This is a genomic window from Pantoea agglomerans (assembly GCF_020149765.1).
Taxonomy (GTDB): Bacteria; Pseudomonadota; Gammaproteobacteria; order Enterobacterales; family Enterobacteriaceae; genus Pantoea; species Pantoea alvi.
Window position 1 is genome coordinate 792698 of the sequence record NZ_CP083809.1, and the last position, 26520, is coordinate 819217.

Consider the following 26520-nt stretch of genomic DNA (forward strand, 5'->3'; position numbering starts at 1 on the left):
CCTTGACGCTTGTCGAACGACGCCAGATCCTGCATCGTTAGTAACCTTTTTAACGATGCTAAGGAGCTGGCATGTTGTTTAGATTTTTTCGTCTACTCTGCCGTCTGTTGTGGCGGGTGGAACTGCGCGGCGACGCCGCCGCGCTGCATCAGGACAAAGTGCTGATCGCGCCGAACCATATGTCTTTTCTTGACGGCGTGCTGCTGGCGCTGTTCCTGCCGGTCAGGCCGGTTTTCGCCGTTTACTCCGCCGTGAGCGAGCGGTGGTATATGCGGCTGGTGAAGTCGCTGATCGATTTCGTTCCACTCGATCCAACCCGGCCGATGTCGATCAAGCAGCTGGTGCGGCTGATCGACAGCGGCCGCCCGGTGGTGATCTTCCCGGAAGGGCGCATTACCGTCACCGGCTCGCTGATGAAGATCTACAGCGGCGCGGGTTTCGTCGCCGCCAAATCCCAGGCCAACGTGGTGCCGATGCGCATCGAGGGGGCCGAGTACACCCCTTTCGGCCGCCTGGCGGGGGTCTTTAAGCGCCGTCTTTTTCCCCGTATCACCCTGACCATCCTGCCGGCGACGCGCATTCCGATGCCGGAGGCGAAGCGGGCGCGCGACCGGCGCCAGCTCGCGGGCGAGCACCTGCACCATATTATGATGGAGGCGCGCATGGCGGTGCGCCCGCGCGAAACGCTCTATGACGCCTTCCTTAACGCCCGCACCCGCTACGGCGCGTTTAAGCCCTGCATCGAAGATGTCAATATGCAGCCCGACAGCTATACCGGGCTGCTGAAAAAGGCGCTCGGCGTCGGGCGCATTCTTGAGCGCTACAGCCAGCCGGGTGAGATTGTCGGCCTGCTGCTGCCCAACGCGACGGTGACCGCGGCGGCAATTCTCGGCGCGTCGATGCGCGGGCGCGTGCCGGCGATGCTTAACTACACCGCCGGGGTCAAGGGCATGGGCGCGGCGCTGACCGCGTCGCAGGTGAAAACCGTCTTTACCTCGCGCCAGTTTCTGGAGAAGGGCAACCTCTGGCATCTGCCGCAGGGGCTGACCGGGGTTGAGTGGATCTATCTGGAGGATCTGCGCGACACCGTGACCACCCAGGACAAGCTCTGGATCCTGGCACACCTGCTGCTGCCGCGCCGCGCGCAGGTGGCGCGCCAGCCGGAAGAGGCGGCGATGGTGCTGTTCACTTCCGGCTCGGAAGGCAACCCCAAAGGCGTGGTGCATTCCCATAAAAGCCTGCTGGCGAACGTGGAGCAGATCCGCACCGTGGCGGACTTTACCCCGCGCGATAAGTTTATGTCGGCGCTGCCGCTGTTCCACGCCTTCGGTCTGACGGTGGGGCTGTTTACGCCGCTGATGACCGGCGCGCAGGTATTTCTCTACCCCAGCCCGCTGCACTATCGCATCGTGCCGGAGCTGGTCTACGACCGCAACTGCACCGTGCTGTTCGGCACCTCGACCTTTCTCGGCAACTATGCGCGCTTTGCCGCGCCTTACGATTTCGCCCGCGTGCGCTATGTGGTGGCGGGCGCGGAGAAGCTGCAGGAAGCGACGCGCCAGATCTATATGGAGAAGTACGGCATCCGCATTCTTGAGGGCTACGGCGTGACCGAGTGCGCGCCGGTGGTGGCAATCAACGTGCCGATGGCGGCGAAACCGCACACCGTGGGCCGTATTCTGCCGGGCATGGATTCGCGTCTGATGTCGGTAGAGGGCATCGAGCAGGGCGGTCGGCTGCAGCTGCGCGGGCCGAACATCATGAAGGGCTACCTGCGGGTTGAGAACCCCGGCGTGCTGGAAGCGCCCGCCGCCGACAACGGCGAAGGGCAGCTGGAGGCGGGCTGGTACGATACCGGCGATATCGTCAGCTTTGACGAAGGCGGCTTCTGTCAGATTCAGGGGCGCGCCAAACGCTTCGCCAAGATTGCCGGTGAGATGGTGTCGCTGGAGAGCGTCGAGCAGATCGCCCTGAAAGCGTCGCCGGAGAAGCAGCACGCGGCGTCGCTGCGCGCCGACGGCAACCGCGGCGAAGCGCTGGTGCTGTTTACCACCGACGCCGAACTCAAGCGCGACGCGCTGCAGAAAGCGGCGCGCGAGCTGGGCGCGCCGGAGCTGGCCGTGCCGCGCGATATCCGCGTGATGAAACAGCTGCCGATGCTGGGCAGCGGCAAGCCGGACTATGTCAGCCTGAAACAGCTGGCAGAAGAGGAGCAGGCATGAAGAGTCCAGAGGCGCAGGCGCTATCCCTGCGATCGCGCGGCATGCTGGCGGTAATGTGCGCGCAGTTTTTTTCCGCCTTTGGCGACAACGCGCTGCTTTTTGCCACCCTGGCGCTGCTGAAAAGCGAGCTCTATCCCGACTGGAGCCAGCCGGTGATGCAGATGCTGTTCGTCGCCGCCTATATTCTGCTGGCGCCCTTTGTCGGCCAGATGGCGGACAGCTTCGCCAAAGGCCGGGTAATGATGTTCGCCAACAGCCTCAAGCTGCTGGGCGCACTGCTGATCTGCTCTGGCTTCAATCCTTTTGTGGGCTATACGCTGGTAGGCATCGGCGCGGCGGCCTACTCGCCCGCCAAGTACGGCATTCTCACCGAGCTGACTTCCGGCGAGAAGCTGGTAAAAGCCAACGGCATGATGGAAAGCTCTACCATCGCCGCAATCCTGCTTGGGTCGGTATCGGGCGGCGCGCTTGCCGACTGGAGCCTGTCGGCGGCGCTGGCGCTCTGCGCAGCCACCTACGCGGTGGCGGTGGCGGCGAACCTGATGATTCCGAAGCTTAGCGCGGCGCGACCGGGGCAGAGCTGGCACCTCGGCGCCATGCTGCGCCGCTTTTTCCAGGCCTGCTCGACGCTGTGGCATAACGGCGAGACGCGCTTTTCCATTCTTGGCACCAGCCTGTTCTGGGGCGCAGGCGTAACGCTGCGCTTTCTGCTGGTGCTGTGGGTGCCGGTGGCGCTCGGCATCAGCGACAACGCCACGCCGACCACGCTTAACGCGATGGTGGCGATCGGCATCGTAGCCGGGGCCGGCGCGGCGGCGAAGCTGGTTACGCTGGAGACGGTGCGCCGCTGCATGCCTGCCGGCGTGCTGATCGGCGTGATGGTGGCGATCTTCTCGCTGCAGCATTCACTGCTGAGCGCCTACCTGCTGCTGATGGTCATTGGCGCGCTGGGCGGCTTTTTTGTGGTGCCGCTCAATGCGGTACTGCAGGCGCGTGGTAAGGCGAGCGTTGGCGCAGGCAATGCGATTGCGGTGCAGAACTTCGGCGAGAATATCGCCATGCTGGTGATGCTGGGGCTCTATACGCTGGCGGTAAAAGCGGGCGCGCCCGCAGTGGCGACCGGCGTTGGCTTCGGCGCGCTGTTTGCGCTGGCGATCGCGGTGCTGTGGCTATGGCGACCAAAAGCCGCCGCGCGTTAAAACAGGCGGTTCTGGTGCGATAGTCAACCGCGCACTGGTGTGATGCGGTTGAGTCCGGCCAGCGCCGCCGCGTTAGCCTGCCGCCACGGCTGTTGTGACGTGGCGGCAGAAAGCGCGCTGAGCTGCCTGTTGCCGCGCTCTTTTTTCTTCTCTTTAGCTTTCACCTGGTAGCCTGCGCACCTCGTGCGCCACGTTAGCTTTCACCCAGCAGCCTGCGCGCCTCGCGCGCCACGTTTTCCATCTCATCCTGCAGCTCCAGCAGCTCCGGCTCCAGATCGTCGATATCGCCGCTCTGGCGCAGGTTTTTCTCCAGCTGGCGGCAGAGCTGCTTCATGCGCGGCACCCCGCTGTAGCTGGCGCTGCCGTGCAGCTTATGGATGATTTCGCGCAGGCCCTGCGCATCTTTCGCCGCCATAAAGGCGTCGAGCTTCTGCTGTACCTCGGGCAGAAAGTCGAGCAGCATCTTCAGCATATCGCGCGCCAGGTCGGGTTTATTCGCCGCCTGGCGCAGCGCCAGCTCCCAGTCGAGCGAAGGCGAAACCGTCGGCACCGGCGCGGCTACCGCAGGCAGCGCCGGGCTGTAACGCGCCAGCAGCTGGCTGAGTCGGGTTTCGTCGATCGGCTTCGCCAGATAGTCGTTCATGCCGGCTTTGATCAGATGTTCGCGCTCGCCGTCGATGGCGTGCGCGGTAACCGCCACAATCGGCGTACTGGCGTGCAGCGGCAGGCTGCGAATAATTTCGCTGGCGCGGATGCCGTCGATCTCCGGCATCTGAATATCCATCAGGATAATATCCAGCGGCTGGGTGCGCGCCGCGGCGATCGCCTGCTCGGCGTTGTTGCACAGCAGGATATGCTGCACCTTCTCCTCCAGCAGCGCGCCGATCAGCTTGAGGTTGGCGGGGTTGTCATCCACCGCCATAACCCGCAGCGGCAGGCGCGCGCCGTTGGGCAGTTCGCTGCGCTGGCGCGTATGCAGATCGGCCAGCAGCATCATGGCGCTCGGCAGCGCCAGCAGCACGCAGTCGGCGCGATTGAGCAGGGCGTCGATAAAGGCATCGTCCAGCAACGCCTGCTGCGTGATATCAATCGGCAGCCCGACCAGCAGCAGCGGATAGTGCGGCTCGCGCAGCCCCGACAGCGTTTCGCTGTGCTCGATCTGCAGCGGCGTCACGCGCAGCATCTTCAGCGTCGCGTCGGCCGAGGCGGCGTGCGCCTCGACGTAGGCCATGCGCGAGCGCGACAGGGCGTCGAGCGCGCGCGGCAGCGTCGGCGCGTTGGGATTGAGATCGAGCGGTATCCGCACCCAGAAGGTCGAGCCTTCATCGACGCGGCTGTGGAAGGCGATCTCGCCGCCCATTTCGCTGACCAGCTTCTGGGTGATCGCCAGACCCAGCCCGGTGCCGCCGTGGCGGCGGGAGATGCTGGCGTCAGCCTGGCGAAACGCCTGAAACAGCTGGGTTTGCTGCTGCTCGGAAATGCCGATGCCCGAGTCGTGTACCTGAATCTCCAGCTCGACGCGCGTGGCGCTGACGTTGCGCTGTTCGACGCGCAGATCGATAGTGCCGCGCTCGGTAAACTTAATGGCGTTGCCCAGCAGGTTGATCAGAATCTGCTGCAGGCGCAGCGGATCACCAATCACGTTATCCGGCACGCTGCAGTCGCACAGCACCGTCAGCTCCAGCCCTTTTTCGTGCGCCGACGGCGCCAGCAGCACAATGGTTTCATCCAGGGTGGCGCGCAGCGGGAAGGGAATCGACTCCAGCACCAGCTTGCCCGCTTCCAGCTTAGAGAAGTCGAGCACGTCGTTGATAATGCTCAGCAGATTATTCGCCGAGCGCTCAATGGTCTGCATATAGTCGCGCTGGGTGGCACCGAGCGCGGTTTTCAGCATCTGGCGGGTAAAGCCGACCACGCCGTTGAGCGGGGTGCGCAGCTCGTGAGACATATTGGCGAGGAACTCCGACTTGATGCGCGCCGCTTCCTGGGCGCGCTTTTTCGCCAGGTCCAGCTCGACGTTCTGAATTTCAAGCTGCTCCAGCGTTTCCCGCAGATCCCAGGTCGCCTGATCGATATTGTGCTGCATCTCTTCGTGGTAGGCGGTGAGCGACATCGCCATGGCGTTGATGCCGTTTTTCAGAATGCTCAGCTCTCCCAGCATATAGCCCTCGACGCGGCTGTCGAGCTGGCCGCGGCGAATGCGGTCGACGGTGGTAACCATATTGCGAATCGGGCCGGTAACGTCACGCATCAGGCGGTAGGCAAACAGCATGGCGATGCAGAGACAGAACAGCAGCATCAGGGTGGCGACAAAGACCTCTTTATACTGCTGCAAACGCACCGACTGAAGATCGAGCTCAATCGCCACGTAGCCGAGCGGATTGCCCGCCGGTTTCGCCACTTCGCTGGGCTGTTCATCTGTCGCATAGTGTTCAGCGGTAATTGGCGTGCGCAGGATCAGCAGCGTGCCGTGGCGCTCCATCGAGACGTCGTCCGGCAGCGCGTGGATATCCTCTTTCTGCATCAGGCCGAGGTTTTGGTTGCTGTTCGAGGTGACGTAGAGGCGGTTATTGTTGTCGAACACGGAAATGGCGCGGACAATATCGGAATGACGACGGTGCAGCAGGCTGACCAGCGCGCGCAGCGCTTCGCGGTCGTGCCAGGTCATACTGTATTCGCTGGAGACCGCCAGCGGCTCAATGATGCTGGCGCCCGCGTCCACCACCTGCCGCTGCAGTTCGTTGTAGCGATGCACCACGAAAAACGAGCTAAGCAGCAGCCCAATCAGTAACGTCGGCGCCAGAATTAAAATCATCATTCGCGCCCGCAGGCTGTATTTCGTCATAATAGTCGCTGGCTTAACCCGTTATCCTGTGCGCAACAACGCGCGCACGCTGAATTTTATTGAGAATGTAGAACACTATGGCGCAATTTTACTCCGCAAAACAGCGCGTGACGACTAAGCAACGCATTACCGTTACCGTGGACGAACTCGACCCCTTTGGCCAGGGCGTGGCGCGGCATCAGGGTAAAACCCTGTTTATCAGCGGCGCGCTGCCCGGCGAACAGGCGGAAGTGACGCTGGTGGAGGAGAAGCGCCAGTACGCGCGCGGCAAGGCGACGCGGCTGCTCAGCCTTAGCCCGGAGCGCGTGACGCCGCGCTGCCCGCACTTTACCCGCTGCGGCGGCTGTCAGCAGCAGCATGCCGCCGAGCCGCTGCAGCAGCGCAGCAAAGCGGCGGCGCTGTCGCGCATGCTGAGCCAGGCGGCGCAGCGCACCGTCGCGGTGGACGCCATCCTCGCCGGGCCCGCCTGGGGCTACCGCCGTCGCGCGCGCCTCGGCCTGCAGTGGCAGCCTAAAACGCGCGAGCTGCGGATGGGATTTCGTCAGGAGGCGAGCAACGATTTGGTGGCGATTCGCACCTGCCCCATTCTGGCGCCCGAACTTGAAGCGCTGCTGCTGCCGTTGCGCGACTGCCTTAGCGCGCTCAGGGCGGCCAGCCGGCTGGGGCATCTTGAGCTGGTGCTGGCGGATAACGGGCCGCTGGTGGTGTTGCGCCATCTCGACGCGCTGCACGCCGACGACCGCGAAAAACTGGAACGTTTTTCGCATGAGCAGAGGCTGATGCTGTTTCTCGACGATGGCGAGCGGCTGGAGCAGGTGCGCGGCGGCGAGCCCTTTTACCACTCGGGCGACGTGCGGTTGACCTTTAGCCCGCAGGACTTTATTCAGGTCAACGACGCGGTTAACCAGCAGATGGTGGCGCAGGCGATCGCCTGGCTCGATCTGCAGCCGGAAGATCGCGTGCTCGATCTCTTTTGCGGCATGGGAAACTTTACGATCCCTGTAGGAAAAATCGTACAAAATGCTGTGGGTGTGGAGGGTGTTGCAGCATTAGTGCGACAGGCAGCGTATAATGCGCAACTGAATAATCTTAAAAATGTCCGCTTTTTCCAGCATAACCTGGAGGAAGATGTCACGCGCCAGCCATGGGCGGCGCAGGGATTTAACAAGGTATTGCTCGATCCGGCGCGCGCCGGGGCTGCGGGCGTGATGGCGCATCTGGTTAAACTTGCGCCGGAGCGCGTGGTCTATGTTTCGTGTAATCCCACAACGCTTGCTCGCGACAGCCAGACATTGCTGTCGGCGGGCTACCATCTGGAAAGGGTCGCGATGCTGGATATGTTCCCTCATACCCGTCATCTCGAATCCATGGTGCTGTTCAGCAAAACATAAGCGGCAATTGATGCTGCTGTGGCAGGAGAGGATATGGTTGCGGTCAGAAGTGCGCATTTAAATACGGCAGGGGAGTTCGCTCTCGATCAGTGGATCGCCAGTCTTGGCATTGCCAACCCGCAATCATGTGAACGTATCGCTGAGACCTGGCGCTATTGCGAAGCCCAGACGCAGGATCACCCCGATCAGTCGCTGCTGCTGTGGCGCGGCATCGAGATGGTGGAGATCCTCTCGATGCTTAGCATGGATATCGAAAGCTCCTGCGCCGCGCTGATCTTCCCGCTGGCGAATGCGGAGGTGGTGAGCGAAGAGGAGCTGAGCGAAACCTTCGGCAGCGGCATCGTTACGCTGGTACACGGCGTGCGCGATATGGACGCCATTCGCCAGCTGAAAGCGATCCACAACGACTCCATGGCTTCCGAGCAGGTGGACAACGTGCGCCGCATGCTGCTGGCGATGGTGGAAGATTTCCGCTGCGTGGTGATCAAGCTGGCGGAACGCATTATGAACCTGCGCGAGATGAAAGACGCGCCGGAAGATGAACGCGTGCTGGCGGCCAAAGAGAGCACCAATATCTATGCGCCCCTCGCCAACCGGCTCGGCATCGGCCAGCTGAAATGGGAGCTGGAGGATTACTGCTTCCGCTACCTGCATCCTGACGAATACAAACGCATCGCCAAACTGCTGCACGAGCGCCGTATCGACCGCGAACAGTACATCGAGAACTTTGTCGATACGCTGCGCAAAGAGATGGTGAAAGAGGGGGTGCGCGCCGAGGTTTACGGCCGTCCGAAACATATCTATAGCATCTGGCGCAAGATGCAGAAGAAGTCGCTGGCGTTCGATGAGCTTTTCGACGTGCGCGCGGTGCGCATCGTTGCCGAACGTCTGCAGGACTGCTACGGCGCGCTCGGCATTGTGCATACCCTCTACCGCCATCTGCCGGCGGAGTTTGACGACTATGTCGCCAACCCGAAGCCGAACGGCTATCAGTCGATTCATACCGTGGTGCTCGGGCCGAAAGGCAAAACCGTGGAAATTCAGATCCGCACCCGGCAGATGCACGAGGATGCCGAGCTGGGGGTCGCCGCGCACTGGAAATACAAAGAGGGGCCGAGCACCGGCAGCGCGCGCGGCGCTTCGGGACACGAAGGGCGCATCGCCTGGCTGCGTAAGCTGATCGCCTGGCAGGAAGAGATGGCCGACTCCGGTGAGATGCTGGAAGAGGTGCGCAGCCAGGTGTTCGACGATCGCGTATACGTCTTTACCCCAAAAGGCGACGTAGTGGATCTGCCCGCTGGATCGACGCCGCTCGACTTTGCCTACCATATTCACAGCGATATCGGCCACCGCTGCATCGGCGCCAAGATCGGCGGCCGCATCGTGCCCTTTACCTATCAGCTGCAGATGGGCGATCAGGTGGAAGTGATCACCCAGAAACAGCCCAATCCGAGCCGCGACTGGCTTAACCCCAACCTCGGTTATATCACCACCAGCCGCGGACGAGCCAAGATCCATAACTGGTTCCGCAAGCAGGATCGCGACAAAAACATCGCGGCGGGCCGTCAGATACTCGACAGCGAGCTGAACCAGCTCGATATCAGCCTGCGCGAAGCGGAGAAGCTGCTGCTGCCGCGCTATAACGTCACCTCGCTCGACGAGCTGCTGGCGGCGATCGGCGGCGGCGATATTCGCCTCAACCAGATGGTCAACTTCCTGCAGGCGAAGCTCAACAAGCCGAGCGCGGAAGAGGAAGATCGCGAGGCGCTGCGCCAGCTGACGCAGAAAAGTTACACGCCGCCGGCGCGCAAAGAGAGCGGCCGCGTGGTGGTCGAAGGGGTCGGCAACCTGATGCACCATATTGCGCGATGCTGCCAGCCGATTCCCGGTGACGATATCGTCGGCTTTATCACCCAGGGGCGCGGCATCTCTATTCACCGCGCCGACTGCGACCAGCTTGCCGAGCTGAGCGCCCACGCGCCGGAACGCATCGTTGACGCGGTGTGGGGCGAAAGCTACTCCAGCGGCAACTCGCTGGTGGTGCGCGTTACCGCCAACGATCGCAGCGGGCTGCTGCGCGATATCACCACCATTCTTGCCAATGAGAAGGTCAACGTGCTGGGCGTCTCCAGCCGCAGCGACACCAAAAAGCAGCTGGCGACCATCGATATGGATATTGAAATCTACAATCAGCAGGTGCTGGGCCGCGTGCTGTCGCGGCTGAACCAGGTGCCTGATATCATCGACGCCCGACGTCTTCACTGATGTTGCGGGATGGGCGCGTGCCCATCCCGCCTCTTATCTCCGGTTTAACAAGGACTGACTATGAGCGCACTCGATCGCCTGCTGGGCATTATGCGAACCCTGCGCGATCCGCAACGCGGCTGCCCGTGGGATCGCGAACAAACCTTCGCCTCAATTGCACCCTATACGCTGGAAGAGACCTATGAAGTGCTGGACGCCATCCAGCGTGAAGACTTCGAGGATCTCCGCGGCGAACTGGGCGATCTGCTGTTTCAGGTGGTGTTCTACGCGCAGATGGCCAGCGAGCAGCAGCGCTTTGACTTTGACGACATCTGCAATGCCATCAGCGACAAGCTGGAGCGCCGGCATCCCCATATCTTCGGCGACGCCAGCGTCGCGGACAGCGCGGAAGTGCTGAAAAACTGGGAGGCGATCAAGGGCGCAGAGCGGGCGGAAAAAGCGCAGCATTCGGCGCTCGACGACATCCCCAAAGCGCTGCCGGCGCTGATGCGCGCGCATAAAATCCAGAAGCGCTGCCATAACGTCGGCTTTGACTGGACCTCCATCGGCCCGGTGCTGGATAAAGTGCATGAAGAGATTGATGAAGTGATGCACGAGGCGCAGCAGGCGACTATCGATCCGCACAAGCTGGAGGAGGAGATCGGCGATCTGCTGTTCGCCACGGTCAATCTGTCGCGCCATCTGGGCAGCAAAGCGGAAACCGCGCTGCAAAAGGCGAATGACAAGTTCGAGCGCCGTTTCCGCGCCGTGGAGGCGATTATTGCCGCCCAGGGGCTCGCTATGCCGGACGCCACGCTGGAGCAGATGGAAGCGGCCTGGCAGCAGGTTAAGCAAGGCGAAAAAAGCTGATTATTCCAGCAGCGCATACAATTTAGCCGGTCGCGCTTACTCGATTCAGCGTGAGAAAAAAGTTGTGACCTGCGTCAACATTTCCCTGGCCGCTATCCGCTATGTTACCCGCTGCAATGCGTTGGAGGATGGCGGTGATTCATCAATTGTGGCTAACAGGGGTTTCAGGTATACTGTTTTCCCGTCCTGGTTATTCCACCGTCTTTAAACCTAAACTCTCAGGTTCAGCATGACAACGAATTATATTTTTGTGACCGGCGGGGTCGTTTCCTCTCTGGGTAAAGGCATTGCCGCAGCCTCCCTCGCAGCCATTCTCGAAGCACGTGGTCTCAACGTGACCATCATGAAGCTGGATCCCTACATCAACGTCGATCCGGGCACCATGAGCCCTACCCAGCACGGTGAAGTCTTTGTCACCGACGACGGGGCCGAAACCGATTTGGATTTGGGTCACTACGAGCGCTTCATCCGCACCAAAATGACGCGCCGCAACAACTTCACCACGGGTCGTATCTACTCTGAAGTGCTGCGTAAAGAGCGCCGCGGCGACTATCTCGGCGCGACCATTCAGGTTATCCCGCATATCACCAACGCCATTAAAGAACGCATTATCGAAGGTGGCGAAGGTCACGACGTGGTGCTGGTAGAGATTGGTGGCACCGTTGGCGATATCGAATCGCTGCCGTTCCTGGAGGCGATTCGCCAGATGGCGGTTGACGTCGGTCGCGAACACACCATGTATATGCACCTGACGCTGGTGCCTTATATGGCGGCGGCGGGCGAAGTGAAAACCAAGCCGACCCAGCACTCGGTAAAAGAGCTGCTCTCTATCGGCATCCAGCCGGACGTGCTGATCTGCCGTTCCGACCGCGCCGTACCGGCTAACGAACGCGCCAAAATTGCGCTGTTCTGTAACGTGCCGGAAAAAGCGGTTATCTCGCTGAAAGATGTCGATTCCATCTACAAAATCCCGGGCCTGCTGAAATCGCAGGGTCTGGATGACTATATCTGCAAGCGCTTCAACCTCAATGCGCCGGAAGCTAACCTGTCCGAGTGGGAACAGGTAATCTACGAAGAGGCCAATCCGGGCGGCGAAGTGACCATCGGCATGGTCGGCAAATATGTTGAACTGCCGGACGCCTATAAATCGGTGATTGAAGCGCTGAAGCACGGCGGCCTGAAAAATCGCGTAACGGTCAATATCAAGCTGATCGATTCGCAGGACGTTGAGACGCGCGGCGTCGAAATTTTGAAAGATCTGGATGCGATTCTGATCCCCGGCGGCTTCGGCTACCGTGGCGTGGAAGGCAAGCTGATGACCGCGCAGTACGCGCGCGAAAACAACGTGCCTTATCTGGGCATCTGCCTCGGCATGCAGGTTGCGCTGATGGAGTTCGCGCGCAACGTCGTCGGGATGGAAGGCGCCAACTCCACTGAATTTGTGCCAGACTGTAAATACCCGGTGGTGGCGTTAATCACCGAATGGCGCGACGAAAACGGCAATGTGGAACAGCGTACGGAAACCAGCGACCTGGGCGGCACCATGCGCCTCGGCAGCCAGCAGTGCCAGCTGACGCCGGACAGCAAAGTCCGTCAGCTGTACGGTTCCGATACCATTGTTGAGCGCCATCGCCACCGCTACGAAGTCAACAATCTGCTGCTGAAGCCGATTGAAGCCGCAGGGCTGCGCATTGCCGGACGTTCTGGCGACGACCAGCTGGTCGAGATCATCGAGATCCCGAACCACCCCTGGTTTGTGGCTTGCCAGTTCCACCCGGAGTTCACGTCAACACCGCGCGACGGTCATCCGCTGTTCGCCGGCTTTGTTAAGGCCGCGCAGGATCACCAGAAGCGTTTAGCGAAGTAAGTTTCACGAGCAACGCGCGAACTTTTCGCGCGTTGTTTGTCTTAGGATTGACTAACTTGTACTGAGGAAAATCGTAATGGCCAAAATCGTTAAAGTCATCGGTCGCGAAATCATCGACTCCCGCGGCAACCCGACTGTAGAAGCGGAAGTACATCTGGAAGGTGGTTTTGTTGGTCTGGCAGCGGCACCGTCAGGCGCTTCTACCGGTTCACGCGAGGCGCTGGAGCTGCGCGACGGCGACAAATCTCGTTTCCTGGGCAAAGGCGTGACTAAAGCAGTTGCTGCGGTTAACGGTCCGATTGCGGATGCGGTAAAAGGCAAAGACGCGAAAGATCAGGCGAACATCGATAAAATCATGATCGACCTGGACGGTACTGAAAACAAATCCAACTTCGGCGCAAACGCCATTCTGGCGGTATCGCTGGCTGCGGCGAAAGCGGCAGCAGCCTCTAAAGGTCAGCCGCTGTATGAGCACATCGCTGAGCTGAACGGCACCCCGGGCAAATTCTCAATGCCGCTGCCGATGATGAACATCATCAACGGTGGTGAGCACGCCGACAACAACGTCGACATCCAGGAGTTCATGATCCAGCCGGTTGGCGCTTCAACAGTGAAAGAAGCGATCCGCATGGGTTCTGAAGTGTTCCATCACCTGGCGAAAGTGCTGAAGGCGAAAGGCATGAACACCGCTGTTGGCGACGAAGGCGGCTATGCGCCGAACCTGGGTTCCAACGCTGAAGCGCTGGCCGTTATCGCAGAAGCGGTAAAAGCAGCAGGCTACGAGCTGGGCAAAGACATCACCCTGGCGATGGACTGCGCGGCATCTGAATTCTACAAAGACGGCAAATATGTGCTGGCTGGCGAAGGCAACAAAGCCTTTACCTCTGAAGAGTTCACCCACTTCCTGGAAGATCTGACCAAACAGTATCCGATCGTCTCTATCGAAGATGGTCTGGACGAGTCAGACTGGAACGGCTTTGCTTACCAGACTAAAGTGCTGGGCGACAAAATCCAGCTGGTGGGCGACGACCTGTTCGTAACCAACACCAAAATCCTGAAAGAAGGTATCGAGAAAGGCATCGCTAACTCCATCCTGATCAAATTCAACCAGATCGGTTCTCTGACCGAAACCCTGGCGGCGATCAAAATGGCGAAAGACGCAGGCTACACCGCGGTGATTTCACACCGTTCAGGTGAGACCGAAGATGCCACCATCGCTGACCTGGCGGTCGGTACTGCTGCAGGCCAGATCAAAACCGGTTCTATGAGCCGTTCTGACCGCGTGGCTAAGTACAACCAGCTGATCCGTATCGAAGAAGCGCTGGGTTCAAAAGCGCCGTTCAACGGTCTGAAAGAAGTGAAAGGCCAGGCGTAATCGCCTGCTGATGCCGTCGGCTGACGGCATTTGCCTGAGAGAAAGCCCCGCCTTGTGCGGGGCTTTTTGTTTTACAGCAGTGGCGCAGACGCAGAGAAAAGGCACATCGCGTGGTTGAGCTGCGCGGCAAATCTGCCATAATCAGCGCCCTGTTTTTTACTAGCGAGTCCGTAATGCAATACCCGATTAACGAAATGTTCCAGACGCTGCAGGGAGAGGGATTTTATACCGGCGTTCCGGCCATCTTTATTCGCTTACAGGGATGTCCGGTGGGTTGTAGCTGGTGTGATACCAAACATACCTGGGAGAAACTGGCCGATCGGGAAACGGCGCTGGGCGATATTCTGGTCAAAACGGTGGAGACCGATGCCTGGGGCAACGCCGATGAGGCGCTGCTGATTGAGACTATTCAGCGTCAGGGCTGGACGGCGCGCCATGTGGTGATCACCGGCGGCGAGCCGTCGATTTACGACCTGCGTCCGCTGACCACAGCCTTAGAAGCGCACGGCTTTCAGTGCCAGATTGAAACCAGCGGCACGCATGAAGTGCACTGCTCCGAGAAAACCTGGGTCACGGTATCGCCAAAGGTAAATATGCGCGGCGGCTATGATGTGCTGGCGCAGGCGCTGCAGCGCGCGGATGAGATCAAACATCCGGTGGCGCGCGAGCGCGACGTCGAGGCGCTGGATGCACTGCTGGCAACGCTGAGCGACAGCAAAGCCCGCGTGATTGCGCTACAGCCGATCAGCCGTAAAGATGAGGCGACGAAGCTTTGCATCGAAACCTGCATCGCGCGCAACTGGCGTTTATCGATGCAGACCCACAAATATCTCAATATCGCCTGACGGAAGAGAGCAGGGCGGCCGCGCCGCCCGCTACCCTCACTGCTTCGCTTTATAGGCGTCAAACGCCTTCTTGATCTCGCTCTTCGCCACCTCGGCGCTTTCAAATCCGTTTAGCTCCACCTTCTTGCGCCCTTCCGGCAGCTGTTTATAAACGCGAAAAAAGGCCTCAAGGCGCGCCTGCTCCATCTTCGGCAGATCGCTCATGCTCTTGATATCGTCATAGGTTGGATCGATTTTGCTGGTCGGCACCGCGACGATCTTATCGTCCACTTCGCCGCCGTCGATCATCTTCAGCACGCCGATGGGGCGCAGTTTGATCAGCGTCCCAGGCTGCAGCGGCGCGCGGCTATAGAAGATCACGTCGAGGGGATCGTTATCGCCGCCCAGCGACTGCGTCAGGGATCCGTAGTTTGCCGGATAAGCGACCGGCATCGACTGAAAGCGATCCGCGACGATAAAGCCGGTTTTGGCATCGGTCTCATATTTGATGGTGCCGCCGGCCGGAATTTCGGTGACGGCGTAGAACTCATCCGGCACGTTGTCCGGCTGGGGGAAGTCGAGTACGTTTTGCGCCTGAACGGCGGCAGAGGCGGTAAAAAGCAGCGCGAAGGCGGCAAGGCGTTTCGGGTTCATCGTTGATTCTCATGATCTTTTATAAAGGAGAAAACAACGTAGAGGCGGCAGATGACAGAGAGATGACGCGGGCGTAAAGAAGCGTAGAGCGGAAAGTGCGGGCTGCGCGCAGCACAGCCCTGACGGGATTTACCCTTTGTAGACGCAGCCTGCGGTGCAGGTCTCTTTGATCATCACCGCGCTCAGCTCAGGCAGCAGCGGCTTCATCTCATCCCAAATCCATTTCGCCAGCACTTCGCTGGTGGGGTTTTCAAGACCCGGGATGTCGTTCAGATAGTTATGATCGAGGCGGTCGTAAAGCGGCTTGAAGGCCGCTTTCAGTTCGGCGAAATCCATCACCCAGCCGGTATGCGCGTCCACTTCGCCGGTAATTTCCAGTCGCACCAGAAACGAATGGCCATGCAGGCGGCCGCATTTGTGTCCTTCCGGGACGTTAGGCAAATGGTGAGCGGCTTCGAACTGGAACTCTTTAAACAGTGTGGTAGACATAATGGCTCTCAGGCTGAAAAACCGGGGAATTCTACCTGAAATACGGAATTTTCGCATCCGTACCGTTATAAAGACGTATTTTAGCTGAGCGCCAGAGCAGGCCTGTTTTTAACTGACTGATAAACAATCAATTTCTTTACCAGTTTTAGTGATTATGCCTACCTGAAAAACCACTTAGTCATTTTGGTTATTATTTATGTCGAAGCCGTATTTAATCGTTAATATACGGGCCGGTAACCTACCACTCTCTCTGCTACTTTACCGTCCGGACTTCAGATACTGGAATTTTTAACGCGATGACGACTCAGGCACCCCCAGGTTCTCTGCTCCCGCTAAACCCGGAGCAACTTGCGCGATTACAGGCGGCAACGACTGATTTTTCTCCCACCCAACTGGCGTGGCTCTCTGGCTACTTCTGGGGAATGATCAATCAGACGCCCGGCAGCGTCGCGGCCAGCGCGCCAGCGGCGGCGGAGATCCCGGCGATTACGCTGATCTCGGCTTCGCAAACCGGCAATGCGCGCCGTGTCGCCGAGCAGCTGCGCGACGATCTGCAGGCGGCGAAGCTCAACGTTAAGCTGGTTAACGCTGGCGACTATAAGTTCAAGCAGATCGGCCAGGAGAAGCTGCTGGTGGTGGTTACCTCCACGCAGGGCGAAGGCGATCCGCCGGAAGAGGCGGTGGCGCTGCATAAATTCCTGATGTCGAAAAAAGCGCCGAAGCTGGATGGCGCCGCCTTTGCGGTGCTGGGCCTCGGCGATACCTCCTATGAATTCTTTAGCAAAGCTGGCAAAGACTTTGACAGCCGTCTGGCGGAGCTGGGGGCAGAGCGCCTGCTGGATCGCGTCGACGCCGATGTCGATTTCGCCGAAGCGGCCGCGAACTGGCGCCGTGCGCTGGTTGAGGTGCTGAAGCAGCGCGTGCCGAGTGAGACGCCCGCGCAGGCGATGGCGACCGCGACCGGCAGCATCAACGAAGTGCACAGCAGCCCCTACACCAAAGAGGCGCCGCTGACCGCCAGCTTTGCCGTGAACCAAAAAATTACCGGCCGCAACTCCGATAAAGACGTGCGCCATATTGAGATCGACCTGGGCGATTCTGGCTTACGCTATCAGCCGGGCGACGCGCTGGGCGTCTGGTATGAAAATGACCCGGAACTGGTCGCCGAGCTGCTGAGCCTGCTGTGGCTGAAAGGCGACGAGCCGGTACAGATCGACAACGAAACCCTGCCGCTTAGCGAGGCGCTGCAAAAGCACTTTGAGCTGACGGTTAACACCGCGCAAATCGTTGAGCAGTACGCCGCGCTGTCGCGCAACGACGCGCTGCTGGCAATGGCAGGCGACAAGGCGAAGCTGCAACACTATGCGCAGACCTTCCCCATCGTCGATATGGTGCGTAACGCGCCGACCGAACTCAACGCCGAGCAGCTGACCACGCTGCTGCGTCCGCTGACGCCGCGCCTCTACTCTATCGCCTCATCGCAGGCGGAGAACGAAACTGAAGTGCATATCACCGTCGGCGCGGTGCGCTTCGATATCGACGGCCGCCCCCGCACGGGCGGCGCTTCCGGCTACCTGGCTGATCGCCTGGAAGAGGATGCGGAGATCCGCGTCTTTATCGAGCATAACGATAATTTCCGTCTGCCCGCTAACCCGGACGCGCCGGTGATCATGATTGGCCCCGGCACCGGCATCGCGCCGTTCCGCGCCTTTATGCAGCAGCGCGACAACGACGGCGCAGGCGGCAAAAACTGGCTATTCTTCGGCAATCCACACTTTACGGAAGACTTCCTCTATCAGGTCGAGTGGCAGCAGTACGTGAAAGATGGCCTGCTGACCCATATCGACCTCGCCTGGTCACGCGACCAGGAGCAGAAGGTTTACGTACAGGATAAAATCCGCGCCAAAGGGGCGGAAGTGTGGCGCTGGATCGAAGAGGGCGCGCATATTTATGTCTGCGGCGACGCCAACCGTATGGCGAAAGACGTCGAGCAGGCGCTGCTGGATGTGGTGGTCGAACACGGCGCAATGGATCGTGAGACGGCCGACGAATTTTTAAGTGAGCTGCGCATCGAGCGCCGCTATCAGCGAGACGTTTATTAATGAGCGAAAAACACCCTGGACCGCTGGTCGTTGAAGGCAAGCTGGTCGACGCCGAGCGTCTTAAAAAAGAGAGCAACTATTTACGCGGCACCATCCTCGAGGATCTGGATGATGGCCTGACCGGCGGCTTCAACGGCGATAACTTTCTGCTGATCCGCTTCCACGGCATGTACCAGCAGGACGATCGCGACATCCGTGCCGAGCGCGCCGAACAGAAGCTGGAGCCGCGTCACGCCATGATGCTGCGCTGCCGTCTGCCGGGCGGCATTATTACGCCGACGCAGTGGCTGGCGATCGATAAGTTCGCCACGGAAAAAACCCTGTACGGCAGCATCCGTCTGACCAACCGCCAGACCTTTCAGTTTCACGGCATTCTGAAGAAGAACGTTAAGCCGTCGCACCAGATGCTGCACGAAGTCGGGCTTGACGCGCTGGCGACCGCCAACGACGTTAACCGCAACGTGCTCTGTACCTCCAACCCGGTGGAGTCAGAGCTGCATCAGGAAGCCTACGAGTGGGCGAAGAAAATCTCCGAGCATCTGCTGCCGCGCACCCGTGCCTACGCTGAAATCTGGTGGGATAAAGAGAAGGTCGCTACCACCGACGAGGAGCCGATCCTCGGCGAGACCTATCTGCCGCGTAAGTTTAAAACCACGGTGGTGATCCCGCCGCATAACGATGTGGATCTGCACGCCAACGATCTTAACTTCATCGCGGTGGCGGAGAAGGGCAAGCTGATCGGCTTTAACCTGCTGGTGGGCGGTGGCCTGTCGATTGAACACGGCAACAAAGCGACCTATGCGCGCACCGCCAGCGAAATCGGCTATCTGCCGCTGAGCAAAACGCTGGAGGTCGCCGCGGCCGTTGTCACCACGCAGCGCGACTGGGGCAACCGTACCGATCGCAAAAACGCCAAAACCAAATATACGCTTGAGCGCGTTGGGGTCGAGACCTTTAAAGCGGAAGTGGAAAAGCGTGCCGGTTTAACCTTTGAACCGATCCGCCCCTACGAGTTCACCACCCGCGGCGACCGCATCGGCTGGATCAAGGGCATCGACAACAAGTGGCACCTGACGCTGTTTATCGAAAACGGTCGCCTGCTTGACTACCCGGAGCGTCCGCTGAAGAGCGGCATCGCGGCTATCGCGCGCGTGCATCAGGGCGACTTCCGCCTGACGGCCAACCAGAACCTGATCGTGGCCGGCGTGCCGGAGAGCGAGAAGGCGAAGATCGAGGCGATTGCGCGCGAGCATGGCCTGATGGAGAGCGTGACCGCGCAGCGCGAAAACTCGATGGCGTGCGTCTCCTTCCCGACCTGCCCGCTGGCGATGGCGGAAGCGGAGCGTTTTCTGCCCGCCTTTGTTACCAAAGTAGAAGAGATCATGCACGGCCACGGCGTGGGCGAAGAGCACATAGTGCTACGCGTCACCGGTTGTCCCAACGGCTGCGGCCGTGCCATGCTGGCGGAAATCGGGCTGGTGGGCAAAGCGCCAGGCCGTTACAACCTGCATATCGGCGGCAACCGCATCGGCACGCGCATTCCGCGCATGTACCGCGAGAACATCACCGAAAGCGAGATCCTTGCCAGCATTGACGAGCTGGTGGGACGCTGGGCGCGCGAGCGTCACGGCGCTGAGGGCTTCGGCGACTTCACGATCCGCGCGGGTATCATCAAGCCGGTTGTCGATCCGGCACGTGATTTCTGGGATTCGGAGGCAGTATGAGTCAGTTCGACCTCGCAGCACTGAGTGAAATGAACAAAGTCGAGCGCACGCTGGCGTTAGCGTCCGTCAATGCGCAGCTGGAGAAAAGCTCGGCGGAGGCGCGCGTCAGCTGGACGCTGGAGAACCTGCCGGGCGCCTTTGTGCTCTCGTCGAGTTTCGGCATTCAGGCGGCGGTGTCGCTGCATCTGGTCACGCGCCAGATGCCGGATATTCCGGTGATCCTCACCGATACCGGCTATCTCTTCCCGGAAACCTATCGCTTTATCGACCAGCTTACGGATCAGCTGGGCCTGAATCTGAAGGTGTTTCGCGCCGAAACCTCGGCGGCCTGGCAGGAAGCGCGCTACGGCAAGCTGTGGGAGCAGGGCGTGGAAGGCATTGAGCAGTACAACCAGATCAACAAGGTTGAGCCGATGAACCGCGCGCTGCAGACGCTGGGCGCGCAGACCTGGTTTGCCGGGCTGCGCCGCGATCAGTCCGGCAGTCGCGCTAATCTGCCGGTGCTTGGCGTGCAGCGCGGCGTCTTCAAGGTGCTGCCGATTATCGACTGGGATAACCGGCAGATTCATCACTATCTGCAGCAGCACAACCTTAAATACCATCCGCTGTGGGATGAGGGCTATTTGTCGGTGGGTGATACCCATACCACGCGCAAATGGGAGCCCGGCATGGCGGAAGAAGAGACGCGCTTCTTCGGACTGAAGCGCGAGTGCGGTCTGCACGAAGGGTAACCGCTCAACGCGCCGTGATTCACGGCGCGTTGCTTTTTAGATCCCCGTCAGCGCGGCAAAGGCATCCGTCGCCCGCGTCATATTTACCTGAGTCACCTCATAGTTCGCCACCGCGACAAAAGGATCTTCCGCCAGGATGGTATCCAGCCGGGCGCGATCGATATCTTTTACCAGCACAATGCCGCCGGTACGCGGTTCCTTACGACCAGCCGCGAGAAACACCCCCGCCGCGAAATAGCGATCCAGCCACTGAATATGCGGCTCCAGCAGGGCGTCAACCTCTTCGACCGGGCGAAAATAGCTTAGCGAGACGATATACATAGCGATCCTTACAGTTTGGGGTTGGTCAGTTCGCCCAGCAGCGGCAGCAGAACCTTCACGCTGTCGCGCGTGCGCAGCGAGATGCGGCCCGGCAGCCAGCGATCGAGATAGCTGAGATTATCGCGATCGGTCTGATGGCGCGTGGTGCCGTCCGGGAAGTGCGTCGAGCGGCTGCGCTGCTGCGCGCCATCTTTGCCGCCCAGCGACCAGTTACTCGCCGTCACGTCCAGCAGCGGAAAGCCCGCCTTATCGAACGCATTGACGCCGTTATAGTCGCGCGCGGTTATCTGATGGCTGGCGGCGGGGATGCCGAGCTGCTGCGCCAGGCGCAGCGCGCGCTCGCTGGTCTGCTTGCGCACCGCGCGCGGCGTATTGCTGCCGCTGTTGAAATAGAGATGATCGCCGGTGATCAGGCTGTTAAGGTCCACCACCAGCAGCGTGTTCTTTTTCTCTTTCTCGCTCATGCGCGCCACGTAATCCTGCATGCCGCCGGGCGCGGTTTCGCCGGCGCTCAGGGCCACGAAACGCACGCCGTAGTGCAGCGGCCGACGGCTCAGCTGCTGCGCCAGCTCCAGCATCACGCCCAGCCCTGAGGCGTTGTCGTCGACCCCCTGCAGGCGCAGGCCGCCGAGATTTTTCTCTACCTCGCGGCTGCTGAGCGGGGTCCAGGTGTCGAGATGCGCCACGATCAGGATCTCCTGCGGCGCGCTGCCGGCGCGGGCGGCAATCACCGAGGTCGCTGTGACCTTGTGCCAGCGCAGATCGCCGTTGGCTTCGCGCCAGCGATAGCCGGTATTGAGCTGGCGGGTATTACTCTGAAAACCGAGCGCGGTGAACTGCTGCTGCAGGTAGTCGGCGGCCATCATTTCAGCCGGGCTGCCGCTCATGCGGCCAGGAAACCAGGTGGCAATATGGCGAAGCTGCTGCTCGGCAAATGCCCCGGGCGCAACGCTGGCGGCCTGGGCGTGCAGAGCAAAACCGCAATTTAACAGCGCAGCCAGCGCGGTCAGGCGGAGAAAGGCAAACATGCGGTGTTCCTTGTCGGTCATCCTGTGACGAAAAGCCAAAATTTTTTCGCTCTCCAGTATGAAACTGTGATCGCCATTAAACAATTTGATTCGCTCTGAAAGCCTTGCCAGATCATCTGTTAAGCACATTTTGTTATGAGCTTGCCTGGGGCGTTATTCCATTCGGTAACTACTCATTCCAATTCGTAATTTCATCTGCCAGAAGGGCGCAACGTATAGTCGCGTTAAATTACGGTTACAACGCCAGGGTTATCGTGGACTATTTGCCTCTTTTCGCCGATCTCAAAGGTCGTCCGGTGCTGGTCGTCGGCGGCGGCGACGTTGCGGCGCGCAAAATTGAACTGCTGCGTCGCGCTTCCGCGCAGGTGCGCGTGGTGTCGCGCGAGCTTTGCCCCGAGCTTCAGGCGCTGCATCAGGAACAGCAGATCGACTGGCTGGCGACGACGTTCGACCCGGCGCAGCTCGACGCGGTCTTTCTCGCTATCGCTGCTACCGACGATAACCAGCTTAACCGTCAGGTTTACGACGAGGCCAACGCCCGTCACCGGCTGGTCAACGTGGTGGACGACCAGCCGAAGTGCAGCTTTATCTTTCCCTCTATCGTGGACCGCTCACCGCTGGTGGTCGCCATCTCCTCCAGCGGCACCGCGCCGGTGCTGGCGCGTATGCTGCGCGAAAAGCTGGAGGCGCTGCTGCCCGCCAGCCTGGGGCAGATGGCCGACGTGGCCGGCGGATTTCGCGACAGCGTAAAGCAGCGCTTTAGCCGCATGTCCGATCGCCGTCGCTTCTGGGAGCGCGCCTTTAACGGCCTGTTTGCCAGCCAGATGTCGGCGGGCAACGTGGAGGAGGCGACGCGCACCCTGGTGCGTGAGCTTCATGAGGAGCCGAACCGCGAAGGCGAGATCATTCTGGTGGGGGCCGGGCCTGGCGACAGCGGGCTGCTAACGCTGCGCGGCCTGCAGGTAATGCAGCTGGCGGACGTGGTGCTGTACGACCATCTGGTCAGCGACGAGGTGCTGGATCTGGTACGCCGCGACGCCGACCGCATCTGCGTTGGCAAGCGCGCCGGTGCGCACTCGGTGCCGCAGGAAGAGACCAATCGCCTGCTGGTGGAGCTGGCGCGCAAAGGCAAGCGCGTGGTGCGCCTGAAAGGAGGCGATCCCTTTATCTTTGGCCGCGGCGGCGAAGAGCTGCAGGCGGCGCAGGAGGCGGGCATCCCGTTTCAGGTGGTGCCTGGCGTCACGGCCGCGGCAGGGGCTACCGCCTACGCCGGCATTCCGCTGACGCATCGCGATCACGCCCAGAGCGTGCTGTTTATTACCGGTCACTGTCGCGCCGACGGCGACGATATCGACTGGCCGTCGCTGGCGCGGGCGCGCCAGACCCTGGCGATTTATATGGGCACGGTCAAGGCGGCGGCGATCGGCGAAGGGCTGATGCGCCACGGTCGCGACCCTGCGACGCCGGTTGCGGTTATTGGCCGCGGCACGCGGCAGGATCAGCAGGTGCTGACCGGCACGCTGGAACACCTTGAGACGCTGGCTGCCGCCGCGCCGACGCCTGCGCTGCTGGTGATCGGAGAAGTGGTAAAGCTGCACGAGCAGCTGGCGTGGTTTCAACATTCTGCACAGCAGGCGACCCGCGAGTCCGCCGTTGTCACACTGGCTTGAGGAAAAATCATGGATCAAAAAAGACTTACTCATCTGCGTCAGTTAGAGGCGGAAAGCATTCATATCATCCGCGAGGTCGCAGCGGAGTTCAGCAATCCGGTAATGATGTACTCCATCGGCAAAGATTCGTCGGTGATGCTGCATCTGGCGCGCAAAGCCTTCTATCCCGGCACGCTGCCGTTTCCGCTGCTGCACGTTGATACCGGCTGGAAATTCCGCGAGATGTACGCGTTTCGCGATCGCACCGTGAAAGAGATGGGTGCCGAGCTGCTGGTTCACCGTAACCCGGAAGGCGTGGCGATGGGCATCAACCCCTTCGTACACGGCAGCGCCAAGCACACCGACATCATGAAAACCGAAGGGCTGAAGCAGGCGCTGAACAAATATGGCTTTGACGCCGCGTTCGGCGGGGCGCGCCGCGACGAAGAGAAGTCGCGCGCCAAAGAGCGTATCTACTCTTTCCGCGACCGTTTTCACCGCTGGGATCCGAAAAACCAGCGCCCGGAGCTGTGGCATAACTACAACGGCCAGATCAACAAGGGCGAAAGCATTCGCGTTTTCCCGCTGTCGAACTGGACCGAGCTTGATATCTGGCAGTACATCTTCCTGGAAAACATCGAAATCGTGCCGCTCTATCTCGCCGCGCCGCGTCCGGTGCTGGAGCGCGACGGCATGCTGATGATGGTGGATGATGACCGTATCAATCTGCAGCCTGGCGAAGTGATCACGCAGCGTATGGTGCGCTTCCGCACCCTTGGCTGCTGGCCGCTTACCGGCGCGGTGGAGTCTGAAGCGCAGACGCTGCCGGAAATTATCGAAGAGATGCTGGTCTCTACCACCAGCGAACGCCAGGGCCGCGTGATTGACCGCGATCAGTCCGGTTCGATGGAACTGAAAAAACGTCAGGGTTATTTCTAAGGAGACGCAGATGAATACCGTTATTGCACAACAGATTGCCGATCAGGGCGGCGTAGAAGCCTGGCTGACCGCGCAACAGCATAAAAGTCTGCTGCGTTTTCTTACCTGCGGCAGCGTCGACGACGGCAAAAGCACGCTGATCGGCCGCCTGCTGCACGATACGCGTCAGATCTATGAAGATCAGCTCTCTTCGCTGCACAACGACAGCAAGCGTCACGGCACCCAGGGCGAGAAGCTCGACCTGGCGCTGCTGGTAGATGGACTTCAGGCGGAGCGCGAGCAGGGCATCACCATTGACGTGGCCTACCGCTACTTCTCTACCGAGAAGCGTAAATTTATTATCGCCGACACGCCGGGGCACGAGCAGTACACCCGCAACATGGCGACCGGCGCCTCGACCTGCGATCTGGCGATCCTGCTGATCGACGCGCGTAAAGGCGTGCTGGATCAGACCCGTCGCCACAGCTTTATCTCCACGCTGCTGGGCATTAAGCATCTGGTAGTGGCGATCAACAAAATGGACCTGGTGGAGTACAGCCAGGAGACCTACGAGCAGATTAAGCAAGACTACCTCGACTTCGCGGCGCAGCTGCCGGAAGACCTGGATATCCGCTTTGTGCCGATGTCGGCGCTCGAGGGCGATAACGTCGCTACCCCAAGCCAGACCATGCCGTGGTACAGCGGCCCGACGCTGCTTGACGTGCTGGAGACCGTGGAGGTGAAGCGCGTGGTGGACCAGCAGCCGATGCGCTTCCCGGTGCAGTACGTTAACCGTCCGAACCTGGATTTCCGCGGCTATGCGGGCACGCTCGCCTCCGGCGCGGTGCGGGTCGGCCAGCGCGTGAAGGTGCTGCCGTCAGGCGTAGAATCGACCGTGGCGCGCATCGTTACCTTTGACGGCGACCTGCAGGAAGCGGGCGCGGGCGAAGCCATTACCCTGGTGCTGAACGACGAGATCGATATCAGCCGCGGCGATCTGCTGGTCGACAGCGACGCCGAGCTGGAGGCGGTGCAGTCCGCGACCGTGGACGTGGTATGGATGGCGGAGCAGCCGCTGCAGCCGGGCCAGAGCTACGATATTAAAATCGCCGGCAAGAAAGCGCGCGGCCGCGTGGCGAAGGTGATTCATCAGGTCGAGATCAATACGCTGGAGAAGCGCGCCGCCGAGACGCTGCCGCTGAACGGCATCGGTCTGGTGGAAATGACCTTCGACGAACCTATGGTGCTGGATAAATATCAGCAGAACCCGGTGACCGGCGGCATGATCTTTATCGATCGCCTGAGCAACGTCACCGTGGGCGCGGGGATGATCCATCAGCCGCTGAGCGGCGCAGCGCAGCAGTCAGGCCAGTTCAGCGAGTTTGAGCTGGAGCTGAACGCCCTGATCCGCCGTCACTTCCCGCACTGGAACGCGCGCGACCTGCTGGGCGGTGAGTAATGGCGCAGCACGATGAAAACGTGGTGTGGCACGACCATCCGGTAACGCGCGAGGCGCGCGAGCAGCAGCACGGCCACCGGGGCGTGGTGCTGTGGTTTACCGGCCTCTCCGGCTCCGGTAAGTCGACGGTAGCCGGCGCGCTGGAGCAGGCGCTGCATTCGCTCGGCGTCAGCACCTATCTGCTCGACGGCGATAACGTGCGTCACGGCCTCTGCCGCGATCTGGGCTTCAGCGACGCCGATCGCAAAGAGAATATCCGCCGCGTAGGCGAAGTGGCGAAGCTGATGGTGGATGCGGGGCTGGTGGTGCTGACCGCCTTTATCTCGCCGCACCGCGCCGAGCGTCAGATGGTGCGCGATATGCTGCCAGAAGGGCGCTTTATCGAGGTGTTTGTCGATACGCCGCTGGCGGTGTGCGAAGCACGCGATCCCAAGGGGCTCTACAAAAAAGCCCGCGCGGGGGAGCTGCGTAATTTCACCGGCATCGACAGCGTCTATGAGGCGCCGGAGCAGCCGGAAATATGCTTAGCGGGCGAACAATTGGTTACAAAACTAACCGGTCAATTGTTAGACCTGCTGCGCCGTCGCGATATTATCGAATCCTGAACA

At 60.5% G+C, this 26520-nt stretch carries 21 protein-coding genes; 15 read left to right on the top strand and 6 right to left on the bottom strand.

Going from position 1 to position 26520, the window contains the following annotated elements; translation table 11 throughout:
• Positions 1-71: 71 nt before the first annotated feature.
• Both aas and lplT read left to right on the top strand, forming a co-directional pair.
• Positions 72-2222 (top strand): bifunctional acyl-ACP--phospholipid O-acyltransferase/long-chain-fatty-acid--ACP ligase, encoded by a 2151-nt coding sequence (aas, locus tag LB453_RS06250; RefSeq protein WP_103794799.1) that lies wholly within the window; start codon positions 72-74, stop codon positions 2220-2222.
• Positions 2219-3421 carry a lysophospholipid transporter LplT gene (lplT, locus tag LB453_RS06255; RefSeq protein ID WP_103794800.1) on the top strand — a complete coding sequence of 401 codons (1203 nt, stop codon included), beginning with the start codon at positions 2219-2221 and terminating at the stop codon, positions 3419-3421. The genes aas and lplT overlap by 4 nt, the downstream gene beginning before the upstream one ends.
• Before the next feature lie 23 nt (positions 3422-3444).
• Here the strand turns inward: lplT and LB453_RS06260 are convergent, their stop codons facing one another.
• A complete protein-coding gene (locus LB453_RS06260; protein WP_158253386.1) occupies positions 3445-3585 on the bottom strand; it encodes a hypothetical protein in 141 nt (46 codons plus the stop codon).
• A 29-nt stretch (positions 3586-3614) separates the two neighbouring features.
• The gene (barA, locus tag LB453_RS06265; RefSeq protein WP_224481619.1) at positions 3615-6266 is read right to left on the bottom strand and encodes a two-component sensor histidine kinase BarA; all 2652 of its coding nucleotides are present in this window, start codon (positions 6264-6266) and stop codon (positions 3615-3617) included.
• A gap of 77 nt (positions 6267-6343) precedes the next feature.
• On the opposite strand from barA, the gene rlmD reads away from it, so the two are divergent.
• The 6 genes from rlmD (at position 6344) to queE (ending at position 14858) form a co-directional block, all read left to right on the top strand.
• On the top strand, positions 6344-7657 hold the full coding sequence (gene rlmD / locus LB453_RS06270) for a 23S rRNA (uracil(1939)-C(5))-methyltransferase RlmD (RefSeq protein WP_103794802.1): 1314 nt from the start codon (positions 6344-6346) through the stop codon (positions 7655-7657).
• Between the two features lie 33 nt (positions 7658-7690).
• Complete coding sequence (relA, locus tag LB453_RS06275) at positions 7691-9922, top strand: GTP diphosphokinase (RefSeq protein ID WP_103794803.1); 2232 nt, start codon at positions 7691-7693, stop codon at positions 9920-9922.
• 60 nt (positions 9923-9982) lie between these two features.
• Entirely contained in the window at positions 9983-10771 is a 789-nt protein-coding gene (mazG, locus tag LB453_RS06280; RefSeq protein ID WP_103794804.1) for a nucleoside triphosphate pyrophosphohydrolase, read from the top strand.
• Positions 10772-11000: 229 nt separating this feature from the next.
• Positions 11001-12638: a glutamine hydrolyzing CTP synthase gene (pyrG, locus tag LB453_RS06285; RefSeq protein ID WP_103794805.1), complete on the top strand. Its 1638-nt coding sequence runs from the start codon at positions 11001-11003 to the stop codon at positions 12636-12638.
• Positions 12639-12714: 76 nt separating this feature from the next.
• Positions 12715-14013, top strand: a complete 1299-nt coding sequence (gene eno / locus LB453_RS06290; protein WP_103794806.1) for a phosphopyruvate hydratase — start codon at positions 12715-12717, stop codon at positions 14011-14013.
• Positions 14014-14186: 173 nt separating this feature from the next.
• The gene (gene queE, locus LB453_RS06295; RefSeq protein ID WP_103794865.1) at positions 14187-14858 is read left to right on the top strand and encodes a 7-carboxy-7-deazaguanine synthase QueE; all 672 of its coding nucleotides are present in this window, start codon (positions 14187-14189) and stop codon (positions 14856-14858) included.
• Positions 14859-14894: 36 nt separating this feature from the next.
• On the opposite strand, the gene LB453_RS06300 is transcribed toward queE, so the two are convergent.
• Both LB453_RS06300 and queD read right to left on the bottom strand, forming a co-directional pair.
• Entirely contained in the window at positions 14895-15491 is a 597-nt protein-coding gene (locus tag LB453_RS06300) for an inorganic diphosphatase (protein ID WP_103794807.1), read from the bottom strand.
• Positions 15492-15620: 129 nt separating this feature from the next.
• Positions 15621-15980, bottom strand: a complete 360-nt coding sequence (queD, locus tag LB453_RS06305) for a 6-carboxytetrahydropterin synthase QueD (protein WP_103794808.1) — start codon at positions 15978-15980, stop codon at positions 15621-15623.
• A 296-nt stretch (positions 15981-16276) separates the two neighbouring features.
• On the opposite strand from queD, the gene cysJ reads away from it, so the two are divergent.
• Genes cysJ through LB453_RS06320 form a run of 3 tightly spaced genes read left to right on the top strand, consistent with a single transcriptional unit; the run spans position 16277 to position 20537 of the window.
• Positions 16277-18082 carry an NADPH-dependent assimilatory sulfite reductase flavoprotein subunit gene (gene cysJ / locus LB453_RS06310; protein ID WP_103794809.1) on the top strand — a complete coding sequence of 602 codons (1806 nt, stop codon included), beginning with the start codon at positions 16277-16279 and terminating at the stop codon, positions 18080-18082.
• Entirely contained in the window at positions 18082-19806 is a 1725-nt protein-coding gene (gene cysI / locus LB453_RS06315; protein ID WP_103794810.1) for an assimilatory sulfite reductase (NADPH) hemoprotein subunit, read from the top strand. The genes cysJ and cysI overlap by 1 nt, the downstream gene beginning before the upstream one ends.
• Positions 19803-20537 carry a phosphoadenylyl-sulfate reductase gene (locus tag LB453_RS06320; protein WP_103794811.1) on the top strand — a complete coding sequence of 245 codons (735 nt, stop codon included), beginning with the start codon at positions 19803-19805 and terminating at the stop codon, positions 20535-20537. The genes cysI and LB453_RS06320 overlap by 4 nt, the downstream gene beginning before the upstream one ends.
• A gap of 36 nt (positions 20538-20573) precedes the next feature.
• Here the strand turns inward: LB453_RS06320 and LB453_RS06325 are convergent, their stop codons facing one another.
• Complete coding sequence (locus LB453_RS06325; RefSeq protein WP_103794812.1) at positions 20574-20858, bottom strand: YciI family protein; 285 nt, start codon at positions 20856-20858, stop codon at positions 20574-20576.
• An 8-nt stretch (positions 20859-20866) separates the two neighbouring features.
• Positions 20867-21886 (bottom strand): aminopeptidase, encoded by a 1020-nt coding sequence (locus LB453_RS06330; protein WP_103794813.1) that lies wholly within the window; start codon positions 21884-21886, stop codon positions 20867-20869.
• Positions 21887-22140: 254 nt separating this feature from the next.
• On the opposite strand from LB453_RS06330, the gene cysG reads away from it, so the two are divergent.
• Genes cysG through cysC form a run of 4 tightly spaced genes read left to right on the top strand, consistent with a single transcriptional unit; the run spans position 22141 to position 26517 of the window.
• On the top strand, positions 22141-23556 hold the full coding sequence (gene cysG / locus LB453_RS06335; RefSeq protein WP_103794814.1) for a siroheme synthase CysG: 1416 nt from the start codon (positions 22141-22143) through the stop codon (positions 23554-23556).
• A gap of 9 nt (positions 23557-23565) precedes the next feature.
• A complete protein-coding gene (gene cysD / locus LB453_RS06340; protein ID WP_103794815.1) occupies positions 23566-24474 on the top strand; it encodes a sulfate adenylyltransferase subunit CysD in 909 nt (302 codons plus the stop codon).
• A gap of 10 nt (positions 24475-24484) precedes the next feature.
• Complete coding sequence (gene cysN / locus LB453_RS06345) at positions 24485-25912, top strand: sulfate adenylyltransferase subunit CysN (protein ID WP_103794816.1); 1428 nt, start codon at positions 24485-24487, stop codon at positions 25910-25912.
• Complete coding sequence (gene cysC / locus LB453_RS06350) at positions 25912-26517, top strand: adenylyl-sulfate kinase (protein WP_103794817.1); 606 nt, start codon at positions 25912-25914, stop codon at positions 26515-26517. Before cysN ends, cysC begins: the two co-directional genes overlap by 1 nt.
• Positions 26518-26520 lie beyond the last annotated feature (3 nt).